General features: G+C 50.3%; 2 protein-coding genes. Both read left to right on the top strand.

The window, feature by feature from the left end; all coding sequences use genetic code 11:
• The first annotated feature begins 3 nt into the window (after positions 1–3).
• Positions 4–10,548 (top strand): type I polyketide synthase, encoded by a 10,545-nt coding sequence (locus AC2CGA_RS02420; RefSeq protein WP_484480116.1) that lies wholly within the window; start codon positions 4–6, stop codon positions 10,546–10,548.
• Complete coding sequence (locus AC2CGA_RS02415; protein WP_484480115.1) at positions 10,538–26,836, top strand: amino acid adenylation domain-containing protein; 16,299 nt, start codon at positions 10,538–10,540, stop codon at positions 26,834–26,836. Before AC2CGA_RS02420 ends, AC2CGA_RS02415 begins: the two co-directional genes overlap by 11 nt.

The following is a 26,836-nucleotide window of genomic DNA, read 5'->3' as shown; positions in this document are numbered from 1 at the left end:
GGAATGATATCGGAAAAAATCAATATCTCACTGGATCATCCCATCATGAAGGGCCATATGGTCTTTGGTGAAGCGGTATTGCCCGGTCTTGCTTATATCGATTTGATTTATCAGGTTTTTCAGGAACACGGTTATGTATACAATGAGCTTGAATTGAAGCACGTTACGATTTATCAGCCTTTAACCGTCAGTGAAACGGCTGCAATCATTCTGACCATTCAATGTTCTGATAGCGGAGATGGAAAGTGGCTCATCTCCCTTTCAGGGCAGAAACAGCAAGGTGACGAGCTGTCAGACAATATACAATATGCGACGGCTGAGATGGTGAAAAGAGACGCTGTGACATTTGACGAAATCATTGATCTCGGCGATGTGAAGCAGTCAGCCAGGTCTCGGAATCTTGATGACATGTATAGCCGCTGTCTGGATCATGACTTGGTTCATTCCGGGATGATGAAATCAAATGGACGATTGTACGAAACAGAAAGCGGCATGCTGGCTGAGCTTTCTTGCGAAGAAGGAAAAGATTTCTTTTTATTCCATCCGGCCCTTTTGGATGCGAGCGGAATCGGGGGGAGCGGTTTGCTTTCAGAAACAAACCGGCTTCACCTGCCTTTATATTATGAATCGTTCACGGCCGCTGACAGGCTTCAATCAGAGTGCACGGCGCGTATCGCCGCTTCCGGCGTCCGTCAGGAAAAAGAACTCACAACGATGACGATCGAGTACTTCAGCCGATCCGGACAAAAGGTGGCGGAGCTTAAAAACATTACGGGAAAAGCGGTTCGGCTCGAAGAAGACGCGAATACAGCCGAACAGAATCAACAGGCTGCAGCTGAGCCGGAAAGCGCAGATGAAAAAGACATCATTCTGTTTTTAAAGAAGCTTTTGGCTGATAAGCTTGGGCAGCCTTGGGAGACGCTGGACGTTCTTGCAGGCTACTACGAGCTTGGACTGGATTCATCTTCTTTGCTTGAGATTGTACAGGATATCAGTAAAAAGACGGGTGCGGACCTCGCGCCCACTCTTCTCTTTGAATATACAAATATAAAAGAACTCGCAGCCTTTCTGAAAAAGACTGGTTCATTTGAATATGCGGAGGAACGTGCAGCCGAATCATCACGGTCTGAAGCTGAAGCGCCGGACGCGCCAGAACATCATAAAAACACCGGAGACATCGCGATTATCGGAATGGCCGGCCGCTATCCGAAAGCGAAAAGTGTGGCGGAGTTTTGGGAAAACCTTAAGGCAGGCACGGATTGCATCACTGAAGTTCCGAAGTCCCGATGGGATTGGAAAACATATCAAAACGTAACGTCCCCGTCCGGAAAAACAGTATCAAAATGGGGCGGTTTCATTGATGATGCCGACTGTTTCGATCCGCAGTTTTTCAGAATCTCACCGCGTGAGGCGGAAACGATGGATCCGCAGGAGCGCCTGTTTTTAGAAACATGCTGGGAAACGATTGAAGATGCGGGGTATACGCCTGAAACGCTGGGGAATAAAGGGGAGAAACAGCATCCGATCGGCGTATTTGCAGGGGTGATGCATAAAGATTATTCCTTAATCGGCGCAGAACAATTATCTGAAGCTGATCCTTTTCCGGTTTCACTGAATTATGCGCAGATCGCCAACAGAGTGTCCTATTATTGTGACTTCCACGGGCCGAGCATCGCGGTGGATACCGTTTGTTCCTCATCATTGACCGCCGTTCATCTGGCCATTGAAAGCATCCGCCGCGGCGAATGTGAAGCCGCGCTTGCGGGAGGGGTGAACTTGTCGCTGCACCCGGCGAAATATCTCAGCTACGGAAGCGTAGGGATGCACTCAAGTGACGGCCGCTGCCGCACATTCGGCGAGGGCGGGGACGGCTACGTTTCCGGAGAAGGAGTCGGTGCGGTCTTGCTCAAGCCGCTGGAAAAAGCCGAACAAGACGGCGACCGCATTTACGCGGTCATTAAAGGAAGCGCCGTTAACCACGTCGGGAAAGTAAGCGGAATTACCGTCCCGAGTCCTGCTGCACAGGCAGAAGTCATTAAGGCCTGTCTGAAAAAAGCAGGTATCAGCCCGCGGACCGTCAGTTATGTGGAAGCCCATGGCACGGGTACTTCGTTAGGAGACCCGATTGAAATTGAAGGTCTGTCAAAAGCGTTCAGCCAAGGGACGCAGGATCAGCAATTTTGTTCCATCGGTTCGGTCAAATCAAATATCGGTCACGCAGAATCAGCGGCGGGGATCAGCGGGTTAACAAAAGCGGCGCTGCAGCTTCATCACAAAACGCTTGTCAAATCACTGCATTCTGCGGAATTAAATCCTTACCTGAAATTTGAGGGATCTCCTTTTTACGTACAGCAGCAGACTGCTCCGTGGAAGCAGCCGGCAGCCGAAGAAAACGGAAAAGTCACACATTATCCGCGCCGGGCCGGACTCAGTTCCTTCGGTGCATCAGGTTCGAACGCCCATATCATTTTAGAAGAATACATTCAGCCTGAACAAAAAGCGCCTGCACCTGAGAACAATGCAGCAAAACTCATCCCGCTGTCAGCAAGAAATAAAGACAGGCTTCTGGCCTATGCGGAAAAACTAGCCCGATCGCTTTCAGAAAAGACGGTGCTGTCTGAACTGGCTTATACACTTCAGACAGGACGTGAAGCAATGGAAGAGAGAGCTGTCTTCCTTGTAAATGACATCCGCGACTTGAAAGAAAAGCTGAATGATTTCGTAAAAGGAAACGAAAACATCCCCGGTCTTTGGCGCGGACAAGCCGAGCTGCCGGAACTGAGCGAAACCGCTCCTGAGACGGACGATCCGATACGGCTTGCCGAGTTATGGGCAGAAGGGAAAATAATAGATTGGAATAGGCTGTACGCTTCGGGTAAACCGCGTAAAACAAGCGTTCCGACGTATCCGTTTGCAAAAGAACGCTATTGGATTCCGCAGCAGAAAAAACAGGAGAAAAGCCCGTCAGGCACAGTGCTGCATCCGCTTTTACAAGAAAACACGTCAGATTTTTCGCAGCAGCGCTTCACGTCTCTTTTTACTGGAGATGAATTTTTCCTATCTGACCATGTCGTCAACGGACAAAAAATACTGCCGGGCGTTGCCTATTTGGAAATGGCCAGAGAGGCGGTTAAAAAGGCTGCTGCCGTGACGGAAAAAGACCATAGCGTCACACTCAGGCAGGTTGTTTGGGTCCGGCCGGTCATGATTGAAGACAAACCGAAGGAAATACATATTGCCCTTTACCCAGAAGATAATGGTGAGATTACCTATGAAATATACAGTGAGGCAGAAAACGGCGAAGATCCGGTTATTCACAGCCAGGGTGAAGCGGTCATTACCGAACCGGGAAGCGCCCAGATTGATATCGAGTCTGTCAAAGCTTCCTGCAATTCAGGGACCGTGACTGCGGAAGAATGTTACGGTGCTTTTGAGAAGATCGGTCTGGATTACGGAGAGGCATACAGAGGCGTACAGCAATTGCTGATCGGAGAAGACCGATTATTGGCCCGTATTTCACTCCCGGCTGCCGTACATGACAATAAAGAACAGTATACGCTTCACCCGAGTATGATGGACGCCGCTTTTCACGCCTCCGTCGGTCTGCTTGTCCGCTCAATACATGACGATGCAGACAGCCACGAGCTTTCTCTGCCGTTTGCGATGCAGGAAGTGGAAGTGTTCGGGCCGTGTCCTGAACATATCTGGTCATATATCCGGTACACAGAAGGCAGCAAAGCAGATGACAACGTAAGAAAATTTGACATTGATATGTGCGATGATGCCGGTACGGTTTATGTCCGGATGAAAGGCGCGTCCGTCCGGGCGCTTGACACAGGCCAAACAGCGGGCGGAGAAACCCCGGAGGCGCCTGTCGGCCATACGATGCTGATTCCGGCATGGGAGCCCGTTGCACTTGAAAAAACGAAGAAAGCAAAAACAGCGGAAAAGCAGACTGCGGTTTTCGGTGAAACTGACAGAACGCATACGCGCATAAAAGAACATCTGCCGAACGCTTCCTATTATCCGATCAGAGGTACGGATGATATCACATCTCTTACGCACATGCTTGAAGGACAAAAAGAACTGGAGCAAATCATTTGGCTTGCTCCGCAGGCTGAGAGTGCTTGCAGCCTCAAGGAACAGGAAAGAAACGTTCTTCATGTGTTCAAGCTGATGAAAGCATTACTTGCCTTGGGGTACGGAGAAAAACATTTGGACTGGTGCATCGTCACAGCAAATGCCCAGCCGTTTTCCGATCAAGACAGCGCCGACCCGTCACAGGCCGCAGTCAGCGGACTTGCCGGAACAATGGCGAAAGAATATCCGCATTGGAATATCCGCATGATTGACACGGAAACGGACGGCAGCTGGCCGGTCAAAGAGGCGCTCAGTCTTTCTGCCGGAAAAAACGGTCAAATTTGGGCGTACCGCAATCAGCAGCTGTTTGAGCGGCAGCTGATACCGCTTGACAATATGCCGAAAAACGGCACGCTGTACCAAACAGGCGGGGTTTATGCCGTGATCGGAGGCGCCGGATATCTTGGCGAGGCATGGAGTGAATACATGATCCGCCGCTACAAAGCACATATCATTTGGATCGGAAGAAGCACACTGAATGATTCCATACAGGCGAAACTCGACCGGCTCAGCGCATTCGGCCCGGCGCCTGAATATGTTTCCGCCGATGCCGCTGACAGTGCTTCCTTAGAACGGGCTTATCAGTTCATAAAAGAGCGTCACACAAAAATGAACGGAATCATCCACTCGGCAATGGATCTGTCTGAGCAAAGCTTAAATAATATGAAGACAGAAGAGTTCAAATCGGTGCTGCGGGCAAAAGCCGATGTCAGTGTGTCCATGGCGGAGGTATTTGGACGGGAGCCGCTTGACTTTGCGCTCTTCTTCTCCTCGCTTGTGGCATTTATCCATAACGTGAAACAAAGCCACTATGCCGCAGGATGCGCTTTCAGTGACGCATTTGCGAAAGAACTTGATCAGACGTGGAATTGTCCGGTCAAAGTCATGAATTGGGGCTATTGGGGCAACAGCGAAGCGGCTGAAGACGGCAATTTTATTCAGCTGATGGATCAGATCGGATTGGGATTGATCGAACCGGACGCTGCAATGGAGGCGCTTGAAACCCTTATGACGCTGCCGGTTGATCAAGCGGCTTTCATTCATACGACAAAACCGGTCGCAGTCGAAGGGATGAGTGAAACAGAAAAAATTTCCGTTTATCCGTCTCAGCCGCTTGTCTCTTCACAACAGCTGAAGGCCGCTCCGCCCGGCGCACGTCTTGTAAAAGAGGCTGAACATCAAAAGCTCGATGATTTTCTGTATCAGCTTTTGATCGCCCAGCTTAAAGAAGCAGACTTGCTGACGCCGCAAAGCCTTAAAGCGTATGAGCCCGAACACGAATATTTTAAAAAATGGCTCAATCAAACGATCGCTTTCCTTCTGGAACATGGTTATCTGGAAGGGAATGCGGATTCATATAAACTGTCGGCCCGTGCCGAAGACACAACCGCCTCGCTATGGCAAAAATGGGAGCAGGAAAAAGAGGAATGGCTCAATAACGCCGATACAAAAGCGATGACTGTTTTAGCCGAGACGATGCTTAAAGCACTGCCGGACATTCTGCGCGAAGATGTGCCGGCGACTGACATCATGTTCCCGCACTCTTCAATGGAACTTGTTGAAGGAATTTATAAGCACAATCAAGTCGCGGATTACTTTAACAGCGCCCTGTCAGATACATTAACGGCTTATGTGAAAGAAAACATCAGCAAACATTCAAAAGCCGAGATCCGCATACTGGAAATCGGAGCGGGCACAGGCGGCACAAGCGCAGGCATATTTGAAAAGCTTAGGCCGTATCAAAACCATATAAAAGAATACTGTTACACCGATGTATCGAAAGCTTTTCTCGTGCATGCGGAGACGGAATACGGCAAACGGAATCCTTATCTGACGTATAAGCTTTTTAACGCAGAAGCGCCGCTTGCCGGCCAGGACATAGAGCCGGGCGCATACGACATCGTCGTTGCCGCCAATGTGCTCCACGCGACGAAAGACATCCGCCAGACGCTGAGAAACGCTAAAGCCGTCTTAAAAGACAACGGTTTGCTGCTCTTAAATGAAATGGCGGGAAACAGCCTGTTCCCGCATATTACTTTCGGACTGCTTGAAGGCTGGTGGCTGCATGAAGATTCTGCCCTTCGTATTCCGGGGTGCCCGGGCTTGTATCCGGAAAGCTGGAAGCGCGTGTTAGAAAGTGAAGGCTGGCATTCTGTCTTCTTCCCGGCAGAAGCGGCACATGAATTAAGCCATCAGATTATAGCGGCAAAAAGCAACGGCGTTGTCCGCCAAAAAACGCTTAAAGCAGGGGCCGGAAAACGGACCGCTCCGCCAAAAGCAGCACAAGCGCCGGAATTTAAAGCGCCGCAAACAACGGTGCAAAAAGGCGACACGTCTTTAACAGAAAAAAGCACCGAGTACTTGAAAACGTTAATCGGAGAAACGTTAAAAATTCCGCCGGCTCAAATTGATCCGAAAGCGCCGCTTGAAAAATACGGAATTGATTCTATCGTCGTCGTACAGCTGACAAACGCGTTACGAAATGTATTGGACCAAGTCAGCAGCACTTTATTTTTTGAATATCAGACGATCGAAGCGCTCGTCGCTCACTTAATCAAAACGAAAAAAGACGCGATGATCAAACTGACGGGACAAACGCCTGTTCAGGAAGAACGGAAGGCATCACCAGAACCGCAGGCTGTACAGCCGGCCAAGCCGCTTCGCACTGACTGGCGGCGGAGGGAAAAGCGGGCAGCCAGAGAGACCGTCCGGCAAAGTTCGGTTCGCGACGTGGCCATCATCGGTGTTTCAGGACGCTACCCGCAGGCAAAAACAGCGGCTCAGCTTTGGGCCAATATTAAAAAAGGAAAAAACTGCATAGAAGAAATTCCGCGGGAACGCTGGAACTGGCAGGATTACTATGATGAAGAGAAAGGTAAAGAAGGCTCTATTTATACGAAATGGGGCGGCTTCATTGAGGATATGGACAAGTTTGATCCGCTGTTCTTTCAGATTTCTCCTTTGGAAGCGGAGCGAATGGACCCGCAGGAGCGATTATTTTTAGAAACGGCGTATGCGAGTATCGAGGATGCCGGCTATACGCCTGACAACCTGTGCCAAAGCAGAAAAATCGGTGTTTTTGCCGGCGCGATGAACAAAAACTACCCGACAGGCTACGGCTACTGGTCCATTGCCAACAGGGTATCTTACCTTTTTGATTTCCAAGGGCCGAGCATTGCCGTTGATACAGCCTGCTCCTCTTCTTTGACAGCCATTCATCTGGCGCTTGAGAGCATATACAGCGGTTCAAGCGAATGCGCGATTGCCGGGGGCGTAAACATAGTGACCGACCCGATTCATTATATGAATCTGTCAGTCATGAACATGCTTTCCGCAAGCGACACGTGCAAATCGTTCGGAGACCGCGCGGACGGTTTTGTAGACGGAGAAGGGGTGGGCGCTGTCGTATTAAAGCCGTTGGAGCAAGCGATTGCCGACAACGATCACATTTACGGTGTGATTAAAGGAAGCGCCATTAACAGCGGAGGCAAAACGAACGGATACACCGTTCCGAATCCGAATGCGCAGGCCGCCTTAATAAAAGAAGCTTTCGAAAGGGCAAACGTCCCGGCGCGCACCGTCAGTTATATTGAAGCCCACGGCACGGGGACCGCATTAGGGGATCCGATTGAAATCGCCGGATTAACGAAAGCATTTGAAGAGGATACAACAGACAAACAGTTTTGCGCCATCGGCTCAGCAAAATCAAATATCGGCCATTGCGAAAGCGCAGCGGGCATTGCGGGTCTGACAAAAATATTATTCCAGCTCAAAGACCGCCAAATTGCGCCGTCCCTGCACGCGGAACAGCTGAACCCAAATATTGATTTCGCGTATACGCCGTTTGCCGTTCAGCAGGAGCTCGGTGAGTGGAAACGTCCCGTCATTGGCGGCAAAGAGCTTCCGAGAAGGGCGGGGTTAAGCAGCTTCGGCGCGGGAGGAGCAAACGCCCACCTCATCATAGAAGAATATACGGCAGACAAAGAGCCTGATGAGACGCCGGCAGATCAGCCCGCCATCATCGTCCTGTCCGCGAAAAACAGCGAACGGCTCACTGAAAAAGCAAAACAGCTCAGAGACGCCATCCGTGAAAAAAGATACAGCGGCCGCGATCTTATGAGCATAGCCTTTACTCTCCAGACTGGCCGGGTGCCGATGGAAGAGCGTCTCGGCTTTATCGTCCATTCACTTCATGAACTTGAGGAAAAACTGAACGGATTTATCGCCGGACAAAACAGCGCCGGACTGCACCGTGACGGCACGGAAGAAAACAAACGGATGCTTGCCGTATTTGCGGCCGATGATGACATGGAAACCATCATAGACGCTTGGATCAGCAAACGGAAATATTCTAAGCTGCTTGAGCTTTGGGTAAAAGGATTGGACATCAATTGGGCGAAATTATACGGAGACCGTCCTCCGGTCCGCATCAGCCTGCCTGCTTATCCGTTTGCGAAAGAACGCTTCTGGCATCAGCAGCCTGTACAAAGCAAGGCCGCGCCCGTTAACGCGCCGGCTGATGAAAGTGATCCGGCGGAGCAGTTTGAAGTAATGGCTTTTAGAGAAGTTCTTAAAGAACAGGCTCTGCCGGCTGCCGGAGAAAAGCAAGTCAAAACGGTGATTTCTTTCTTAACTGATCAGAAGAAGCAGCAGGAAGCCGTCTCTGTGATCAAATCGTATGACAGTGACATTGACGTTATTTTTATCGCTCAGGGAGACCGGTATGAGGCCTTGTCCGCCGGCCGCTGCCAAGTGGTGCGGGAAGATCCGCAATCATATGTGAACGCTTTTGCGGATATTCAAAAAGAGTACGGTGAAGCTTCTGCCATTTTGTATTTATGGGCGCTTGAAGATAAAAGCTGCATCGAAGATTATTCATGTATTGTCCATATTCTCAAAGCAATGGCTGAGACCGGTCTGCAGCCGGAAAGGCTGTTATTGGCGGGGGAATATGCATCCGGTCTGGAAAGGTGCTACTTGGAATCATGGATCGGCTTTGAGCGTTCGCTCGGCATTGTTCTTCCGAAAACAAGTGTTACCGGCCACTTCCGAAAAGCCGGCGCGGCCATAACGGACTGGATGAGAACCATTTGGGACGAGCTGAAAGCTGAAACAGACCATACCGTTTTCTTGGAAGAGGGAAAACGATATGTCTATCACACCGAACCAACCGGACTAACGAAAGAAAACGGCAGGATCAGAACCGGCGGAACATATCTCATTACAGGCGGATTAGGAGGGCTCGGCTACTTATTTGCCCGCCATCTCGCCCGGAACTACCAGGCAAATGTCATTCTCACGGGGCGGTCGCCGATCAATGAAGAAAAGAAAGAAAAAATGAAAGACCTGGAAAATCTCGGCGCGGGTGTTCTTTACGCCGAAGCCGATGTTTGTGATCCGATCGGAATGGGCGACTGCATCAAGCGCGCGAAAGAACGATTCGGAGCTATTCACGGCGTCATTCATGCGGCGGGCATCGAAAGCAGAACATCCGTCTTTGAAAATGAAATCGGGAATTTCCGCAGTACGCTTGAACCGAAAATAAACGGGAGCCTGCTTCTTGACGAGTGGCTGAAAAACGAAACGCCTGATTTCATCTGCTACTTTTCATCCACATCTGCTGTTTTAGGAGATTTCGGCTGCTGTGATTACGCGGTCGCGAACAGGTTCCAAATGGCGTATGCCCGCTATAAAAACGAACAATCCGAAAGCGGAAACGCTTTTGTCATAAACTGGCCGGTCTGGAAAAACGGCGGAATGGCCGTCGGCGGTGAAGAGACGACGGGCATGTACCTGCAATCAAGCGGACAGCGCCTGTTAGAAACAGATGAAGGCATTGAGCTGTTTGAGCGCATCATTTCTCAAGACAACACCCAGTGCCTTGTCATTGCCGGCAAAAGAAGCCGCGCCGAACGATTTTTAGGCATACGGCGGGACGATTCATCAAAACCGGATGCGCTTTTGGAAACCGTGAGCCGCCGCATCCCGGAAGAAAGCACGGAAAAACGGCTCGAAGCGGATTTGAAAGAGCTGATACACAGTCTGCTGAAAATATCTAAAGATAAACTCGTCCTGCATAAAAACTGGGCGGAATTCGGATTTGATTCCATCTATTTAGCCAAATTTGCCGCTCTTTTGTCGAGTCATTACGGCATTGAAGTCACTCCGGCGTTATTTTACAGCTATGCCACGCTCGGAGACGTCATCAGCTATTACCTGACAGAACACAAAGAAACGATCGAAACGTTTTACCGAACGGAAGAAACCGAAACAAAAGCCGCCGCTCCGGGTAACAAGGAGTATACGGATCAGGAGATCATCGCCATGATGAAACAGGTCTCTGAGGGGACATTAGATTTTAAAAGAGTGCAAGACATCATAGAAGGGAGTAAGACCTATGAATCATAAAGAACTTCTCGATGCCTACAGATCAGGAACGCTCACCATCGCTGAAGTAGAACAAAAGCTTCAGGCTTTCAAGCGGACAACTGCAAAACGTCCGCTTTCTGAAGGCCAGAAAGGTTTGTGGATGCTTCAGAAAATGTTTCCGGAGATGAGCGCATATAACATTCCGTTATGCTTTCGTTTTCAAAAGCTGGATATCGAGACATTCAAAAACGCCCTTTTGTCCGTGCAGCGCCAGCACCCTATTTTGACCAGTGTGATAAAAGAGGAAAACGGCCTTCCGTATCAGATAGAAGATACGGATCGGCATTTTCCGATTGAAGAAATGGATCTTTCTGAATTAAGCGGACGTGACGCTCTTTCGTTTATTAAAGAAAAAGCAAAAGAACCGTTCGCGCTTGAAACCGGGCCGCTCCTGCGTGTTCATGTATTCCGGCGGGCGAAGCGGGAGCCGATTGTGTTAATCACCATTCACCATATCATTTTTGACGGCGTCTCTCTTATGACGTTTATGTCGGCGCTGCTGGACGCTTATGTAAAAGCAAGTGAAGGCAAAGAACCTGTCATGGTTCAGCAGGCCGCAGATTATCATGACTTTGTGAAATGGGAAAAAGAGCTGCTGGAAAGCGAAGCGGGAAAAACGCATCTCTCTTATTGGAAAAAGCAGCTGGAAGGACCGCTGCCGGTGCTTGAGCTTCCGTCGGATTATCCGAGATCATCGGTTCAAACTTGCAAAGGGCAGGCGTATCAGCGCTTGCTTCCTGATGAACTGAACCGGCAGATTAAAGTGTGCGCCCAAAAACATAATGTCAATGAATCCGTTGTGTATCTCGCTATTTTCAAAGGACTGCTCTATCAATATACGAATCAGGAAGATGTCATCGTCGGCATGCCGACGATGGGGCGCTCTGAGGCTCAATTTGAGTCTGTCATCGGATACTTTATTAATATGATCGCGGTCAGAAGCAGGGCGACGGGCGCCAAATCCTTTACGGCGTTTTTGAAGGAGCTGCAGCTGACACTGGCAGAAGGGCTGGACCATGCCGCGTATCCGTTTCCCGCGCTTGTCAAAGAATTGAAGACGGAACGCTCGCCTGCGGTTTCGCCTGTTTTTCAAACCGCGTTTTTCTATCAAAACTTCTTCCGGACAGAAGGAGCGGAAAAGCTGGCGGAACTATATCAATCACTCGGCATTGAAATGATAGAAGACATTCATCAGGAAGGCGAATTTGAGCTTGCGCTTGAAGTCTATAAAAAAGAAACGGGAACCGTCCTGCAATTTCTGTACAACCCGGATGTCTACAGCCCTTCTTTCATCGAACGGATGGCGGAGCATTATATGAAACTGGCAAAAAAGGTGCTTTCTGATCCGGAGATCACTTTTGAAGCCTGTTCCGGCCTGCTCAATCAAAAACGTGAAGCAAGCCGATCTCATCAGCCGAATGAGCGCTGCATTCATGAAGTGTTTGCGGAAAAAGCCGGACGCCACCCTGACAGAGAAGCCGTCACATACGGTGAAAACAGTCTTACATATCGCGAATTAGATGAACGAAGCACGGCGCTCGCCGTGTACCTGCAAGAAAAGGGCGTCACACCGGAATGCCCGGTCGGCATTTGTACGGAGCGTTCTTTTGAGATGGTCATCGGCATCCTCGCCATTTTAAAAGCAGGAGGCGCGTATGTGCCGCTGGACCCGGCTTTTCCAAACGAACGGATGGCGCACGTGTTGACTGACAGCGGCGTTTCAATCGTATTAACGCAAGCAAATACGCGCGGCATGATTGAACAGTTGGCCGTCGGCGGTGTGAGCACGGTGGAAATTGAAAAGAGCGGACGTTCTGTCAGCGGGGCAAAACTGACGCCGCGTTCAAAACCGCATCATCTCGCTTATATTCTATATACGTCCGGAAGCACGGGAAAACCGAAAGGCGTCATGGTTGAGCACAGGGCCATCATGAATACGCTGCAGTTTTTGGAAGCTGAGTATCCGGTCGCACAAGAGGATGCCTATTTGTTAAAAACGAATTACGTATTTGACGTTTCGATTTCTGAATTATTCGGCTGGTTTATCGGAAACGGACGGCTTGTCATTTTGCCGCCTGGTGCAGAAAAAAACCCGCAGCTTTGTATGGAATACATCCAAACCCACCAGGTCACGCATCTGAATTTTGCTCCCGCCGTGTTTAATGTATTTCTGGAAACGGTAAAGCGGCATACGGCATTTACAGAAGACGGCCCTGTGAAATATGTGATGGTGGCCGGTGAGGCATTTCCGAAAGATTTAGTCAAAAAGGCCGTTTCCATCTTCAAACATGCCAGAATTGAAAACATATACGGCCCGACGGAAACATCTATTTATGCCGCTTACTACAGCTGCGGCCAAAAGGAAATCACAAGCAGGAATACGCCGATCGGGAAACCGATTCACAATACGCGGCTTTATATCGTCGATGAAAAGCTCAGCCCCGTCCCTGACGGTGTGGCCGGCGAGCTTTGCGTGGCCGGCGCCGGTCTGGCCAGAGGCTATTACAATCAGCCTGAGCTGACGGCGGCATCATTTATTGATAATCCGTTTAGTGAAGGAGAAAAGCTTTACAAGACAGGTGATTTGGCCAGATGGCTGCCTGACGGAAATATAGAATATGCCGGCCGGATTGACAGTCAGGTGAAAATTCGCGGCTTCCGCATCGAATTGGGAGCGATTGAAACGAAATTGAACGAACATCCGGACATTCTTGATCAGGCGGTTGTTGTTCAGGAAAAGAACGGACATAAAAAGCTGATTGCTTATTATACGGCCCGCTCCGGTCATACGGCAGATGAAAAAGCGCTCCGCAACCATCTTTTATCGAGTCTGCCGGATTATATGGCGCCTGCCCATTTTATCCGTCTGGATGCGCTGCCGTTAACACCGAGCGGAAAAGTGAACCGCAAAGACCTAAAACAGCGCAAGGTAATTGTTCACCGGTCTGAAAAGACGGGCAGACTGCCGTTATCAGAAGCGGAAGCGAAAGTGACCGCAATATGGGAAGACCTGCTGAATACGGCGGGCATCAAAACAGAAGACGGCTTTTTCGATGTGGGAGGCGACTCGCTTTTGGCAGTTGCGGCGGCAGAACGCATTAAACAGGAGCTGGAATGCGATTTTACCGTCACGGATTTATTCGAACACTCTACCATTCAGGCGATCAGCCGATTTATTGTTGAAACTAAACAGACGGCTGAATCAGAGGCATCAGGCCAAGATGAAAGAGAAAGAGAACAAACACCGCAAAACGGGGTGCCGTCTTACTTTGACGACAGTGTGGCGATTGTGGGAATTTCCTGCCAGTTCCCCGGCGCGAAAAATCATCATGAGTTTTGGAAGCAGTTAAGAGAAGGAAAGGAAAGCGTCCGGTTCTACTCGGAAGAAGAACTTCGGGAAGCCGGCGTGCCTGAAGATTTGATCGAAAATCCCGACTATGTGCCGGCATTATCGACGATAGAAGGAAAAGATCTCTTTGACCCTGAGTTCTTTCACATTTCTCCGAAAGACGCAGAATTTATGGATCCTCAGCTTCGGCTTCTGCTGCTACATTCTTGGAAAGCCGTCGAGGACGCGGGATATGTATCCAAAGAGATTCCGAAGACAAGCGTATATATGTCGGCAAGCAATAATTCGTATCGGTCGCTTTTACCGGAAAAAACGACAGAAGGCCATGAATCTCCCGACGGCTATGTGTCATGGGTGTTAGCGCAGAGCGGCACGATTCCGACGATGGTTTCCCATAAGCTCGGATTAAAAGGGCCAAGCTATTTCGTTCATTCCAATTGCTCATCATCATTAGTCGGTCTTTATTCAGCCTATAAAAGCATCACGAGCGGGGAATCGGAATACGCGCTCGTCGGCGGAGCAACGCTGCATGCAGCGACAAGCATCGGCTATGTGCACCAAAACGGATTGAATTTTTCAAGCGACGGGCATGTCAAGGCATTTGACGCTTCAGCCGACGGTATGGCGGGCGGAGAAGGAGCTGCCGTCATTCTGCTGAAAAAGGCGTCGCAAGCCGTTCAGGACGGAGATCACATATACGCCATGCTCAGAGGCATCGGTCTGAACAATGACGGAGCGGATAAAGTCGGTTTTTACGCACCGAGTGTAAAAGGTCAGACTGACGTCATCCAGCATGTTTTAGACAGCACGAATATTCACCCGGAGACGATTTCCTATATCGAAGCGCACGGCACAGGAACGACATTGGGTGATCCGATTGAAATGTCCGCGCTGCAGCAAGTGTATAAACGTTACACGGACCGGGAGCAGTATTGCGGAATCGGCTCCGTAAAAACGAATATCGGACATTTGGATACAGCAGCAGGTCTGGCCGGGTGCATCAAAGTCGCCATGAGTTTATATCATCGGGAGCTGGCGCCTACCATTAATTACACGTCACCGAATCCGAATATCAAATTCAGCGGTTCGCCGTTTTATGTGGCGGATAAGAGAAAACCGCTTCCGGAGAGAGAGACGCCGCACCGGGCAGCGTTAAGTTCATTCGGACTCGGAGGAACAAACGCACACGCCATTTTTGAACAGTATGAAAACAAAACGATCAGCGGATCAAATGACGGACAGCCGCCTTATATCGTTCCGCTGTCAGCGAGAAATAAGCAGCGTCTTACTGCCTATGCAACTTGTTTATCCGGCTTTCTGGATGAAGCCGAAAACGATGTTTCCTTGCATGATCTGGCATTTACGTATCAGACCGGACGTGAAGCGATGGAAGAGAGAGCCGTTTTTATCAGTCATGATCGTCACGATCTGAAGCGTCAGCTGCAGGATTTCATCAACGGCAATGACCAAAACATCTTACGGGGCGAAAAAGTGAGAAGCAGAGAAGTGTCGGCTCAGGAGATGGAAGAGCTTGCGGCATGTCAGACACGTGATGAAAAGCTGAAAGCACTTGCGGCGCTCTGGATTGAAGGAGCGCGTGTTGATTGGGGCTTATTGTATCAGGATTCCGCGCCGCGAAGAATCAGTGCGCCGACCTACCCGTTCGCAGAGGAGCGCTTCTGGCCGGAAGAAACTGTGAAGCAAACAGATGCGAAGTTTTTGCATCCGCTGGTACATCAGAATACATCCGTCTTGCAGGAGCAGCGGTTCAGTTCGGAATTTACGGGAAAAGAGTATTTTATTGCCGAGCATATCATTAAAGGAATGGCGATCGTGCCGGCTGCCGTCACCCTTGAGATGGCACGGGCCGCGGCGGAGAAAAGCATCGGCGGGGCAACAGAGGATTCTCTCGGCCTGCGCTTAAAGAATATCGTATGGGTCCGCCCGGTGATAGTCGATCAGGACGCTGTCCGTGTCCATATCGGACTTTATGAAGAAGAGGACGGACAGATTCAATACAGAATGTACGGCGGTAACGATTCTATCGGTGAAGAAGCTCCTCTTTATAATCAGGGCATCGCTGAAATCATCCGGAAGGAACCGGAGGAAGCGGCGGATATTGAGCAGCTGAAGCGCCGGTGCACGCAGGGAACAATCGAATCTCAAGCGTTTTACAAAGGAATGATCGGAGCTGATTACGGGCCGGGCTACAAAGGTGTCCAGCTTGTATACAAAGGCGAAGACCGGCTGCTTGCTAAATTGAAGCTTCCTGAATCCGTCTCCCATACGAAAGCTGATTATATCCTTCATCCGAGTATGATGGACGGTGCGCTTCAGGCCGCCGAATATTTGCAAAACGTGACGAGAGCGCTGCTGGCAGAAAGCGGGGAACCATTCAAAGCCGCATTGCCGTTTGCTTTAGAGGAGCTGGACATTCTGAATCCGTGCGCTGATGATATGTGGGTGCACGTCACATTCAGTGCGAACAATAAAGCCGGCGATCCTATCCAAAAAGCCGATATTGATTTATATGACAGTTACGGCGGGCTTTGTGTGCGGATGAGAGGTTTCTCAACGCGGATCATGGAAGAAAACGCGGGTGCCGGCGTTTCGGTCAGCCGTACGGACACATTGTTCGCTGAACCGGTCTGGAAAGAGCAGACGGCACCGGCCGATCATGCGCCTTCGTATGAAGAGCATATCATTTTCCTTTGTGAGTACGATGAAGCCGTTAAACAAGCTGTCGAAGCAAAGCTTGAACATGCACGCGTCATTATCCTGGACGATCGTCCCGCATCTATTGCAGAGCGGTATCATTCTTATGCGGGTCAGCTGTTTGGCCATATCAAAACCATAATGAAAAGCAAGCCGAAGGGCCGCGTTCTTTTTCAGGCTGTTACGCGGTCAGCAGGCTTACAGCAGGTGTTCTCAGGCATTACCGGCCTCTTCAAAACCGCATGTCTTGAACATTCCAAGCTGATCTGTCAAATGATCGAAGCCGAGGAGAAAGAAAGTGCTGAAGGCATCGCGGAAAAAGCGGCGGAAAACCGTATGCATGCCGAAAGCGTCCATGTGAAATATGAAAACGGCAAGCGCTTTGCCGCTGATTGGGAAGAGATGGGTATTTCTCAAGCGGAGCCGGACATTCCGTGGAAAGACGAAGGCGTTTATCTCATTACAGGAGGTGCCGGAGGTTTAGGTCTGATTTTTGCAAAAGAGATCGCAAACCGTACAAAAGACGCCGTCATCATACTAACCGGCCGATCCGCTCTCGGAGAAAAGCAGAAAGACATGCTGGAAACAGTACGTGCTGCCGGCGCTTCTGTTTTCTACGAGCAGACCGATGTCACGGACGAAGCAGAAGTATACCGATTGATCCGCAATATCCGTAAACGGCACGGCAAGCTGGACGGGATTGTTCACAGTGCCGGCATTATAAAAGACAACTACATGGTGAAGAAGACGGCAGAGGAATTCCAACACGTTCTCGCTCCGAAAGTGAAGGGCCTTGTGTATCTTGATGAAGCGTCACAACATGAGAAATTAGATGTCTTTATTGTCTTCTCATCCTTATCAGGTGTGCTTGGAAGCGTCGGCCAGGCTGATTATGCGTCTGCAAATGTCTTTATGGAGATGTATGCCGAGTACCGCCGTTCTTTACAAGCCGCAGGACAAAGATACGGAAAGACGCTTTCTGTCAGCTGGCCGTTATGGAAAGAAGGCGGAATGCAGGCAGGAAAGCAGACGGAAGATATGCTGATGCAGCAGGCGGGAATCGCACCGCTCGGCACAGATGCCGGCATCAAGGCTTTATATCAAGGCTTGATGAGCGGGACAGCCCGGATGACGGTTTTTGAAGGAGATGTGAAACACATGAAAGCAAAACGGTTCCGCAAAGAGAATGATCATCCGGAAGCAGAGACCGGCGTACGTCATGACATTGATGCTGACAGCCTGCTTGAAAAAGTGAAGCATCTGTTAAAACAGCAGACGGCCTCGCTGTTAAAAGTAAACATTGACAAAATTGATCCTCATGAAGAAATGACAAAATACGGGCTGGATTCTATCTCGATGACTGAGTTTACGAACCAGTTAAACAAAACGTACCGGCTTACGTTAACGCCGACGATTTTCTTTGATCATCCGACAATCCATGAATTTGCCGTTCATTTAATCAGTGAATACGAAGAGGAATTTGCCGGACGGTTTGCGGTAAATACAAAAACGATTCAATCGGCAAGACCGGTAAAAGAGACTCAAATTACGCGCCCGGCCGTTAAGCGACGCCGCACTCTGCCTGAGACACTTCCGCAGACAGTGCAGCGGGACCAAGGGCCGGAACCGATCGCAATCGTAGGCATCAGCGGGATTTTCCCGATGGCAGAAGACATTGAAGCTTTCTGGCAGAACCTGAAAGAAGGCAAAGACTGCATGACCGAGATTCCGAAAGACCGCTGGGACTGGCGGGACTATTACGGGGATCCCGCAAAAGAAGCCAATAAAACAAACGTCAACCAAGGCGGGTTTATTGACGGAATTGCTGAATTTGATCCGTTGTTTTTCGGGATTTCACCGCGGGAAGCGGAGCAAATGGACCCTCAGCAGCGCCTCTTGCTGACGTATGCGTGGAAAGCGATTGAAGATGCCGGATATGCGTCAAAGAGTCTCTCAGGCACAAAGACAGGTGTGTTTATCGGGACCGGAAACACCGGCTACGGTTCTCTTTTAGCCAATGCCGATGCGGCGATTGAAGGGTCATCCGCGGCGAATACAAGTCCGTCTGTCGGACCGAACCGTGTCAGCTATACGCTCAATCTGCACGGGCCGAGCGAGCCGATTGATACCGCCTGCTCAAGCTCACTCGTTGCCATACACCATGCCGTTTCTTCAATTGAAGAAGGGACGTGCGACATGGCTTTGGCGGGAGGAATCAATACGATTGTTCTTCCGGATGTGTATATCAGCTTTGACAAAGCGGGCGCGCTGAGTAAAGAAGGAAGATGCAAAACGTTCTCCGATCAGGCTGACGGTTTTGCCCATGGTGAAGGAGCCGGGCTCTTTTTCCTTAAAAAGCTGAAAGCCGCTGAGGCGGATGGGGACCATATTTACGGCGTCATTAAAGGAAGCGCGGTGAATCACGGCGGCCGTGCGGCATCTTTAACAACGCCTAACCCGAAACAACAGGCGGAAGTCATTAAAGCCGCATACAAAAAAGCGGGCATTGATCCGAAAACAGTCTCTTATATCGAAGCGCACGGCACCGGAACAGAATTGGGAGATCCCGTTGAAATTAACGGCCTGAAACAAGCGTTCAGCTCGTTTGCAGACGGAAAAGAGAAAGCGGCCGGCTATTGCGGCTTAGGGTCGGTCAAAACGAATATCGGCCATTTATCCCTTGCCGCGGGAGCAGCGGGCATTATTAAAATTTTGCTGCAGATGAAGCATCGCACATTAGTCAAAAGTCTCCACTGTGAGACGGTAAATCCGTACATTCAGCTTGAAGACAGCCCGTTTTATCTGGTGCGGGAGACGATGGAATGGAAGACGCAGACGGACGAACGCGGAAACGAACAGCCGCGCCGCGCGGGCATCAGCTCATTCGGCATCGGAGGTGTAAATGCCCACGTCGTCATCGAAGAATACATTCCAGAAGACAGAGAGGAAGCAGATGATTCTCATATCGACCCATGTCTTTTCGTTCTGTCCGCCAAAAATGAAAAACGCCTGAAAGAGCAGGCAAAACAGCTGAAACGTGCGCTTACTGAAAAACGGTACGATCATTCCAGCCTCGTTTCTATGGCATATACTCTCCAAATCGGAAGGGACGCCATGGAAGAACGCCTGGCGGTTATTGCCGGATCCGCAGAAGAACTGCAGGAAAAACTGTCACAGTTTATCACTGGAGATAAGCATGCGGATTTGTACAGAGGAAGAATAGACAAAGGCACGCTGCAAATGCTGACGGAAGATGAAGAAATTCAAGAAGCCGTTGAAAAATGGATGGCACGAGGCAAATACGCGAAGCTGCTTGAATTATGGGTCAAAGGGCTGAACGTCGATTGGGCGAAGCTGTATGGAGACCGGCCGCCTAAACGCATGAGCCTGCCGTCGTATCCTTTTGCAAAAGACCGCTATTGGGCGGCGAAACACACCGGAAAACACGAAAAAACAAGCACTGTATCTGCCGGAAAACAAGACGCGCTTCATCCGCTTCTGCACAGAAATACTTCAAACCTTGCAGAACAGCGGTTCAGCTCAATCTATACAGGAGAAGAGTTTTACCTTGCGGATCATGTTGTAAAAGGCGTGCCGATTTTACCGGGTGTGGCACATCTTGAAATGGCGCGCGCAGCAATGGAACAGGCATCTGAAGTTCCGGCCGGACAAGGAAGCGTCAAGCTTAAGAATACGGTTTGGGTGCGGCCGATTACCATTGAAGACGAGCCGGTTCATGTCAACATCCGTCTCATTCCCGAAACGGCAAATGACGTTCAATTCGACATTTACTGCGGCCGGGAAACAGATCAGCCGTCCGTTTACAGCCAAGGGGCAGTATCAGTCCGCCCTGACGCAAAGGCTCCGGTCATTGATCTCCAAAAACTGAGATCACAATCCGCCGAGACACCGTTTTCTGCAGATGAAGTGTACGATATGTACCGCAAAATCGGTTTTGATTACGGCCCGGCTTTCCGGGGAGTCAAAGCGATTTATACAGGTGATGATTTCGTATTGGGCAGACTGTCTCTTGATGCGGCTTGTGCGGACACGGTACAGGAGTATGTCATGCATCCGGGATTAATGGACTCTGCATTGCAGGCATCAAGCATATTAACCGGAACAAATGATGAACAACTGATGCTTCCGTTTGCGGTTCAGGAGCTTGAAGTATTCAGCGCATGCGCTGCCGAGATGTGGGTTTACGCCAGACTTTCTGAAGACCACAAAGCCGGCCAGGTTGAAAAACGCGATCTTGATATTTGTGATGAAAATGGCAAGGTTTGCGTAAGGCTGAAAGGTTTGTCATTCAGAACGGCTGAAAAAGAACCTGAGAAAAAAGAAAAAGCTCCGGAAACGCTCATGCTTGAGCCGGTATGGACACGAAGCGATGAAACTGCCGTTCAAACGGAACCCGTTTTTGCCCGGCATATCGTAATGCTTTGTGACACAGACGCCGGATTAAAACAAGCCGTTGAAGCCGCGGGAGCTGAATGTTTTGAAATGACCTCCCCGCACGGGAAAGCGGCGGCGCGCTTCCGTGATTATACAGGACGGATATTGGAGACGCTGCAAAAACTGCTGAAGGAAGAGACGGAAGGAGACGTCCTTATCCAGACGGTTCTCTCTAAAACAGATAAGCATCAGCTGCTCTCAGGGATTTCAGCTCTGCTAAAAACAGCCGGCCTGGAACATAAAAAACTGAAAACCCAGCTGATTGAAATAGAACCGGCGGAAAACGGCAGAATCACAGGCATCATCAGAGAAAATAAAACAAGGGCTGATGACAGCCATATCAAATATGAAAACGGCATCCGATACAGCGCAGATGTCAAAGAAACGGCCGTGTCCGGCGGCAAAATACGCATTCCGTGGAACGACGGAGGGATTTATCTCATTACCGGAGGAGCCGGGGGCCTCGGCTTTATTTTCGCGAAAGAAATCGCCCGGAAAGTCAAAGAGCCGACGCTGGTTTTGACAGGCCGTTCCGCATTAAGAGAGAATCAGCGGAAGCAGCTGCAATCGCTTGAATCACTCGGAGCAAAAGCGGAATACAAACAGGCTGACGTAACAAACGCTCAAACTGCGGCAGACCTGGTCAAAACAATTGAAACGGAATATGGCGGCCTTCACGGCATCATTCATAGCGCGGGTGTGATGAGAGATCAATATATCGCGAAGAAAACAACCGAAGAGTTTTACAGTGTATTGGCTCCTAAAACGGACGGATTTGTCAACCTTGATGAAGCAACCGAGCATTTAGCGCTGGACTTTTTCATCGTTTTCTCATCCATTTCCGGTGTCACCGGGAATGCGGGACAGGCGGATTATGCGGCGGCAAACGCATTTATGGACAGCTATGCGGCATACCGCAACGCGCTGGTTACGGCAATGTACCGCCACGGTCACACATTGTCAATCAATTGGCCGCTTTGGAAAGACGGCGGAATGCAAGTCAATGAAGAAATGGCGAAGCTCACCGAAAAAAGAACCGGTGTAACGCCGATGCGCACTGAAACCGGAATAGAAGCTCTTTACAAAGCATGGAGCACGGGGAAAACAAGCGTGCTCGTTATGGAAGGAAACCGCGCCGTAATGCGGGAAAAACTGCTTCAAAAGACTCCCGCAGCCGCTTTTGCACCGGTTAAGAAAACGGAAGAAACACCTGCGCCGAAAGACCTGACGGCCAAACTTCAGGAATTGCTGGCAAAAGAAGTTTCCGGGCTTCTGAAAATAAACATTGAAGAAATCGATATCGAATTGGAGTTCAATCAATACGGATTTGATTCCATTACGCTGACGGAATTCGCCAACAAGCTGAATGACACTTATCAGCTTGATCTGACACCGACCGTATTTTTTGAATATGCGACGATTCAAGCCTTGGCGCATCATTTAGCAGAAGACTATCAAACGCAATTTGCCGGCAGCACACAGCCGAAAGAAGAAAAGAAAAGCGGTGTAACAGATGATGGCGGCATCAGACTGGCAGGGAACAAACGATTTGCAAAAACAGCCGTACAGCATGTTCAGACTGCGGCTGAACATAAACCGGAACCGATCGCCATTGTCGGCATGAGCGGAGTGTTTCCGAAGGCCGCAAATATTGATGAGTATTGGCGCAATTTAGAAGAGGGAAAAGATTGTATAACAGAGGTGCCGGCGGATCGCTGGGACTGGCGGGAGTATTACGGTGACCCGCTTAACGAAGCCAACAAAACAAATGTAAAGTGGGGCGGATTTATTGACGGAGTTGCGGAATTTGATCCGCTGTTCTTCGGAATTTCACCGCTGGAAGCCGAACAGATGGATCCCCAGCAGCGCTTGTTAATGATGTATGCGTGGAAGGCGATAGAAGATGCGGGATATTCCGCTAAAAGCCTTTCCGGCACGAAAACCGGCCTGTATATCGGCACGGGGAATACCGGGTACGGCTCACTGTTTTCCGATCTGGATATCGGTGGTGCGTCAGCCGCAAATATGAGTCCGTCAGCAGGGCCGAACCGCGTCAGCTATATGCTCAATCTGCACGGGCCGAGTGAACCGATCGACACGGCTTGTTCCAGCTCGCTGGTCGCGATTCATCACGCCGTATGCGCCATTGAAAACGGGAACTGCGAGATGGCGATCGCCGGCGGCGTGAATACCGTCGTCACACCGCAAGGCCACATCGCTTATGACAAAGCGGGTGCGCTGAGCAAAGAAGGGAAATGCAAAACGTTCTCCGACAGGGCGGACGGATTTGCCGTCAGTGAAGGTGCCGGAATTCTGTTTTTGAAAAAGCTGTCAGAAGCGGAAAAATCGGGCGATCATATTTACGGCGTCATTAAAGGCAGCGCGGTCAACCACGGCGGACGCGCGAACTCCTTGACGACACCGAACCCGAAAGCCCAGGCGGAAGTCGTCAGAACGGCTTATGACAAAGCAGGGATTGATCCGAGAACCGTCACTTATATAGAAGCGCACGGAACCGGAACGGAGCTTGGCGATCCGGTCGAAATCAACGGCCTGAAATCCGCCTTTCAAAAGCTGTACGAAAAAACAGGCGATCCCGCCGTTTACGCGAGTCACTGCGGTTTGGGATCGGCAAAAACCAATATCGGCCACCTGTCACTGGCAGCCGGTGTCGCGGGTGTGATCAAAGTGCTGATGCAGATGAAGCATAAAACACTTGCAAAAAGCCTCCACAGCGAGGTCATCAACCCGTATATCAAACTGAAAGACAGTCCGTTTTACATCGTACAGGAAAAAAGAGAATGGACAGCATTGAAAGACGAAAACGGCAATCATCTGCCGCGCCGTGCGGGAATCAGTTCTTTCGGCATCGGCGGCGTAAACGCCCATGTCGTCATTGAAGAATATATCCCGAAGGAAGAAAGAAAAACAGCTGTTTTCACACACCCTCAAATCTTTGTGCTGTCGGCCAAAGAAGAAGAACGTCTGCAGGAACAGGCGCAACAGCTGGCGCAAGCTTCTTTTACGGATGCGGATCTTGCCGATGTTGCTTACACGCTTCAGCAGGGGCGTGATGCGATGGAAGAAAGAGCGGCCATTATCGCTTCCTCGGCCGCAGAACTGCGGGACAAGCTAAAGAGCTGTGCGAAAGGGCGTTATGACAAAGCGGGCATTTATAAAGGAAAAGCGGGTAAAATCCCGCTGAAATCCATTATGGCAGGCGCAAACGGCGAAGCGGATATCGAAGAGCTGATAAGCCGCCGAGAGAATGACAAGCTTGCGGAATTATGGGTGCAGGGCGCGGATATCAAATGGGACGGCTTATATTCTGATATCAAGCCCCAACGGATGAGTCTTCCTGCTTACCCGTTTGCGAAAGAGCGGTACTGGATCACGGACAACCGGCCGAAAGCAGAAAAACCGCAAGCTGTGCCGACGGCGCGGGTGCTGCACCCGCTGCTTCACGAGAATGTATCGGATTTAACAGAGCAGCGGTACCGATCCGAATTTACGGGACAAGAGACGATTTTCACCGATCATCTTATTAAAGGCAAGCCGGTCATGCCGGGCGTCGCCTACTTGGAAATGGCCAGGGCGGCGGTTGCTCAGGCAGTCAAAGGGCAAAAGGAAGTTCCGTCTGTCATCCGTCTGAAAAACATTGTTTGGGTTCGGCCGATCGAAGCGGGAAACCGCCCGATTGAAGCGCAAATCAGCCTGAACCCGAGGGAAAACGGTGAAATCGTGTATGACATTTACACGGATTCACAAGCAGAAGCAAGCGGCAGGCAGATACACTGTCAGGGGGCTGCCGGCATTCTCGGCGCCGGGGAGGCTCCGCACCGTGATATAGGCGCACTGAAAGCTCAATGCGGCCTCAGTATGCTGACTTCTGAACAGTGTTACGGCTTATTCAGCAAAATCGGCATTGACTACGGTCCCGGACAACAAGGAATTCAGCACATTCATATCGGAAGCAATCAAGCATTAGCTGAGCTCCGTCTGCCTTCCTTCCTCGAAGAAACGGCAGATCAATACGTTCTTCACCCGTGTATGCTTGATTCAGCTCTGCAAGCGACAATCGGACTGAAGCTGCATGCAGATGATAACCAGCTGTCACTGCCGTTCGCCCTTGAGGAACTGGACATTTTCAGCCCGTGCACGACCAGCATGTGGGCGTATGTCAGCTCCCGGGGAACGGATGAAAAAATACAGCGGCTGGACATTGACTTATGCGATGAGACAGGCCGGGTCTGTGTCAGGATTAAAGGGATTTCTTCCAGAATGATGGAAGGCCCGGCGCCGGAAACATCATTAAATGGAGCAAACCTTCTGGCTCCGGTATGGGATCTTGCGGAATTCCGTGACCAAAGCCCGGCATATAAGACGGAAGAGGTTGTCTTTATCGCAGGGGATGAGGAAAGCGAGGCTTTTCAATTGCATCATCCTTCTGCGAAACGGCTTCATATCAACCCGGAGGATGAAATAGAGGCTGTTGCGGCTGAATTGAAAGCAAGAGGGTCTTTCGGGCATATCGTATGGATCGCTCCTTTTCACAGCGATGGTGACATGGTGAAAGCTCAAGATGCGGGCGTCATCCAGATGTACAGAGTGATTAAGGCGATGCTTGCTTTAGGATACGGAAGCAAGCGAATCAGCTTGACTGCAGTCACAATAAAAACACAGTCCGTACAGCCGGCGGACATCATTGATCCGGCTCATGCAGGCATTCACGGTTTGATCGGTTCGCTCGCAAAAGAGTATCCGAACTGGCAAACACGGCTGATTGATGCCGGATGTCCGGAAGATGTTTCAAAGGCGGAGCTGTTCTCAGCGCCGTTTGATGAGCAAGGCAATACATGGGCGTACCGCAACAATCACTGGTACAAACAGCGCCTCATCCCTGTACAGCAGCCGGTGTCAAGCCGGCCCGCTTACCAAAAAGGCGGCGTTTATGTCGTCATTGGCGGCGCGGGGGGCATCGGCGAAGCATGGAGCGAATATGCCGTGAAAACGTATCAGGCGCGAGTCGTTTGGATCGGCAGACGAAAACATAACAGCGCCATCCAGGAAAAAATCGACAGACTCAGCCAATTCGGGCCGGCGCCGATTTATATTGAAGCTGACGCGGCAAACCCGGATGAGCTCACACGGGCGTATGAAACGATCAAACGCACGCACCCGCAAATTAACGGAATCATCCATTCCGCAATTGTTTTAGAGGATCAGAGCCTGGCGAATATGCCGGAAAGCCGTTTGAGAAGCGTGCTCGCTGCAAAAGTCAATGTCAGCGTGAATATGGCCCGCGTGTTCCAAAATGAGCCGCTGGACTTTGCTTTGTTCTTCTCATCCGTTCAATCATTTGCGCGAGCGGCCGGACAAAGCAATTATGCTGCCGGGTGCAGTTTCAAAGATGCCTTTGCCGCTCATTTGGCTCAAGTTCGGCCGTATTCGGCGGCAGTGATGAATTGGAGCTACTGGGGCAGTGTCGGAATCGTATCATCTGCCGAATATCAAGAACGGATGAAACAGGCGGGAGTCGGATCAATTGAAGCGCCGGAAGCAATGGCGGCGCTTGAACGATTGCTCGGCGGCCCATTGAATCAGTTCGTCATGATGAAACAGGCGGAAGAGCCGGAGGAAAAACCGGAAGAAATGATAGAAGTATACCCTGAACATCACGGCTCGGCGATGCAAAAACTGCGAAGCTATCAGCCTAAAGTAACAAGACATGTACAACAATTGAGTTAA

Source organism: Bacillus sp. SYZHCR11 (genome assembly GCF_057196865.1).
Note: the sequence above shows the minus strand (reverse complement) of the source record. Positions and strands in the feature narration are given on the sequence as shown.

What these genes read in the sequence shown, in the direction of transcription:
- AC2CGA_RS02420 (WP_484480116.1), top strand. Translation starts at nt 4, where the DNA reads ATGATATCGGAAAAAATCAATATCTCACTGGATCATCCCATCATGAAG.
- AC2CGA_RS02415 (WP_484480115.1), top strand. Translation starts at nt 10,538, where the DNA reads ATGAATCATAAAGAACTTCTCGATGCCTACAGATCAGGAACGCTCACC.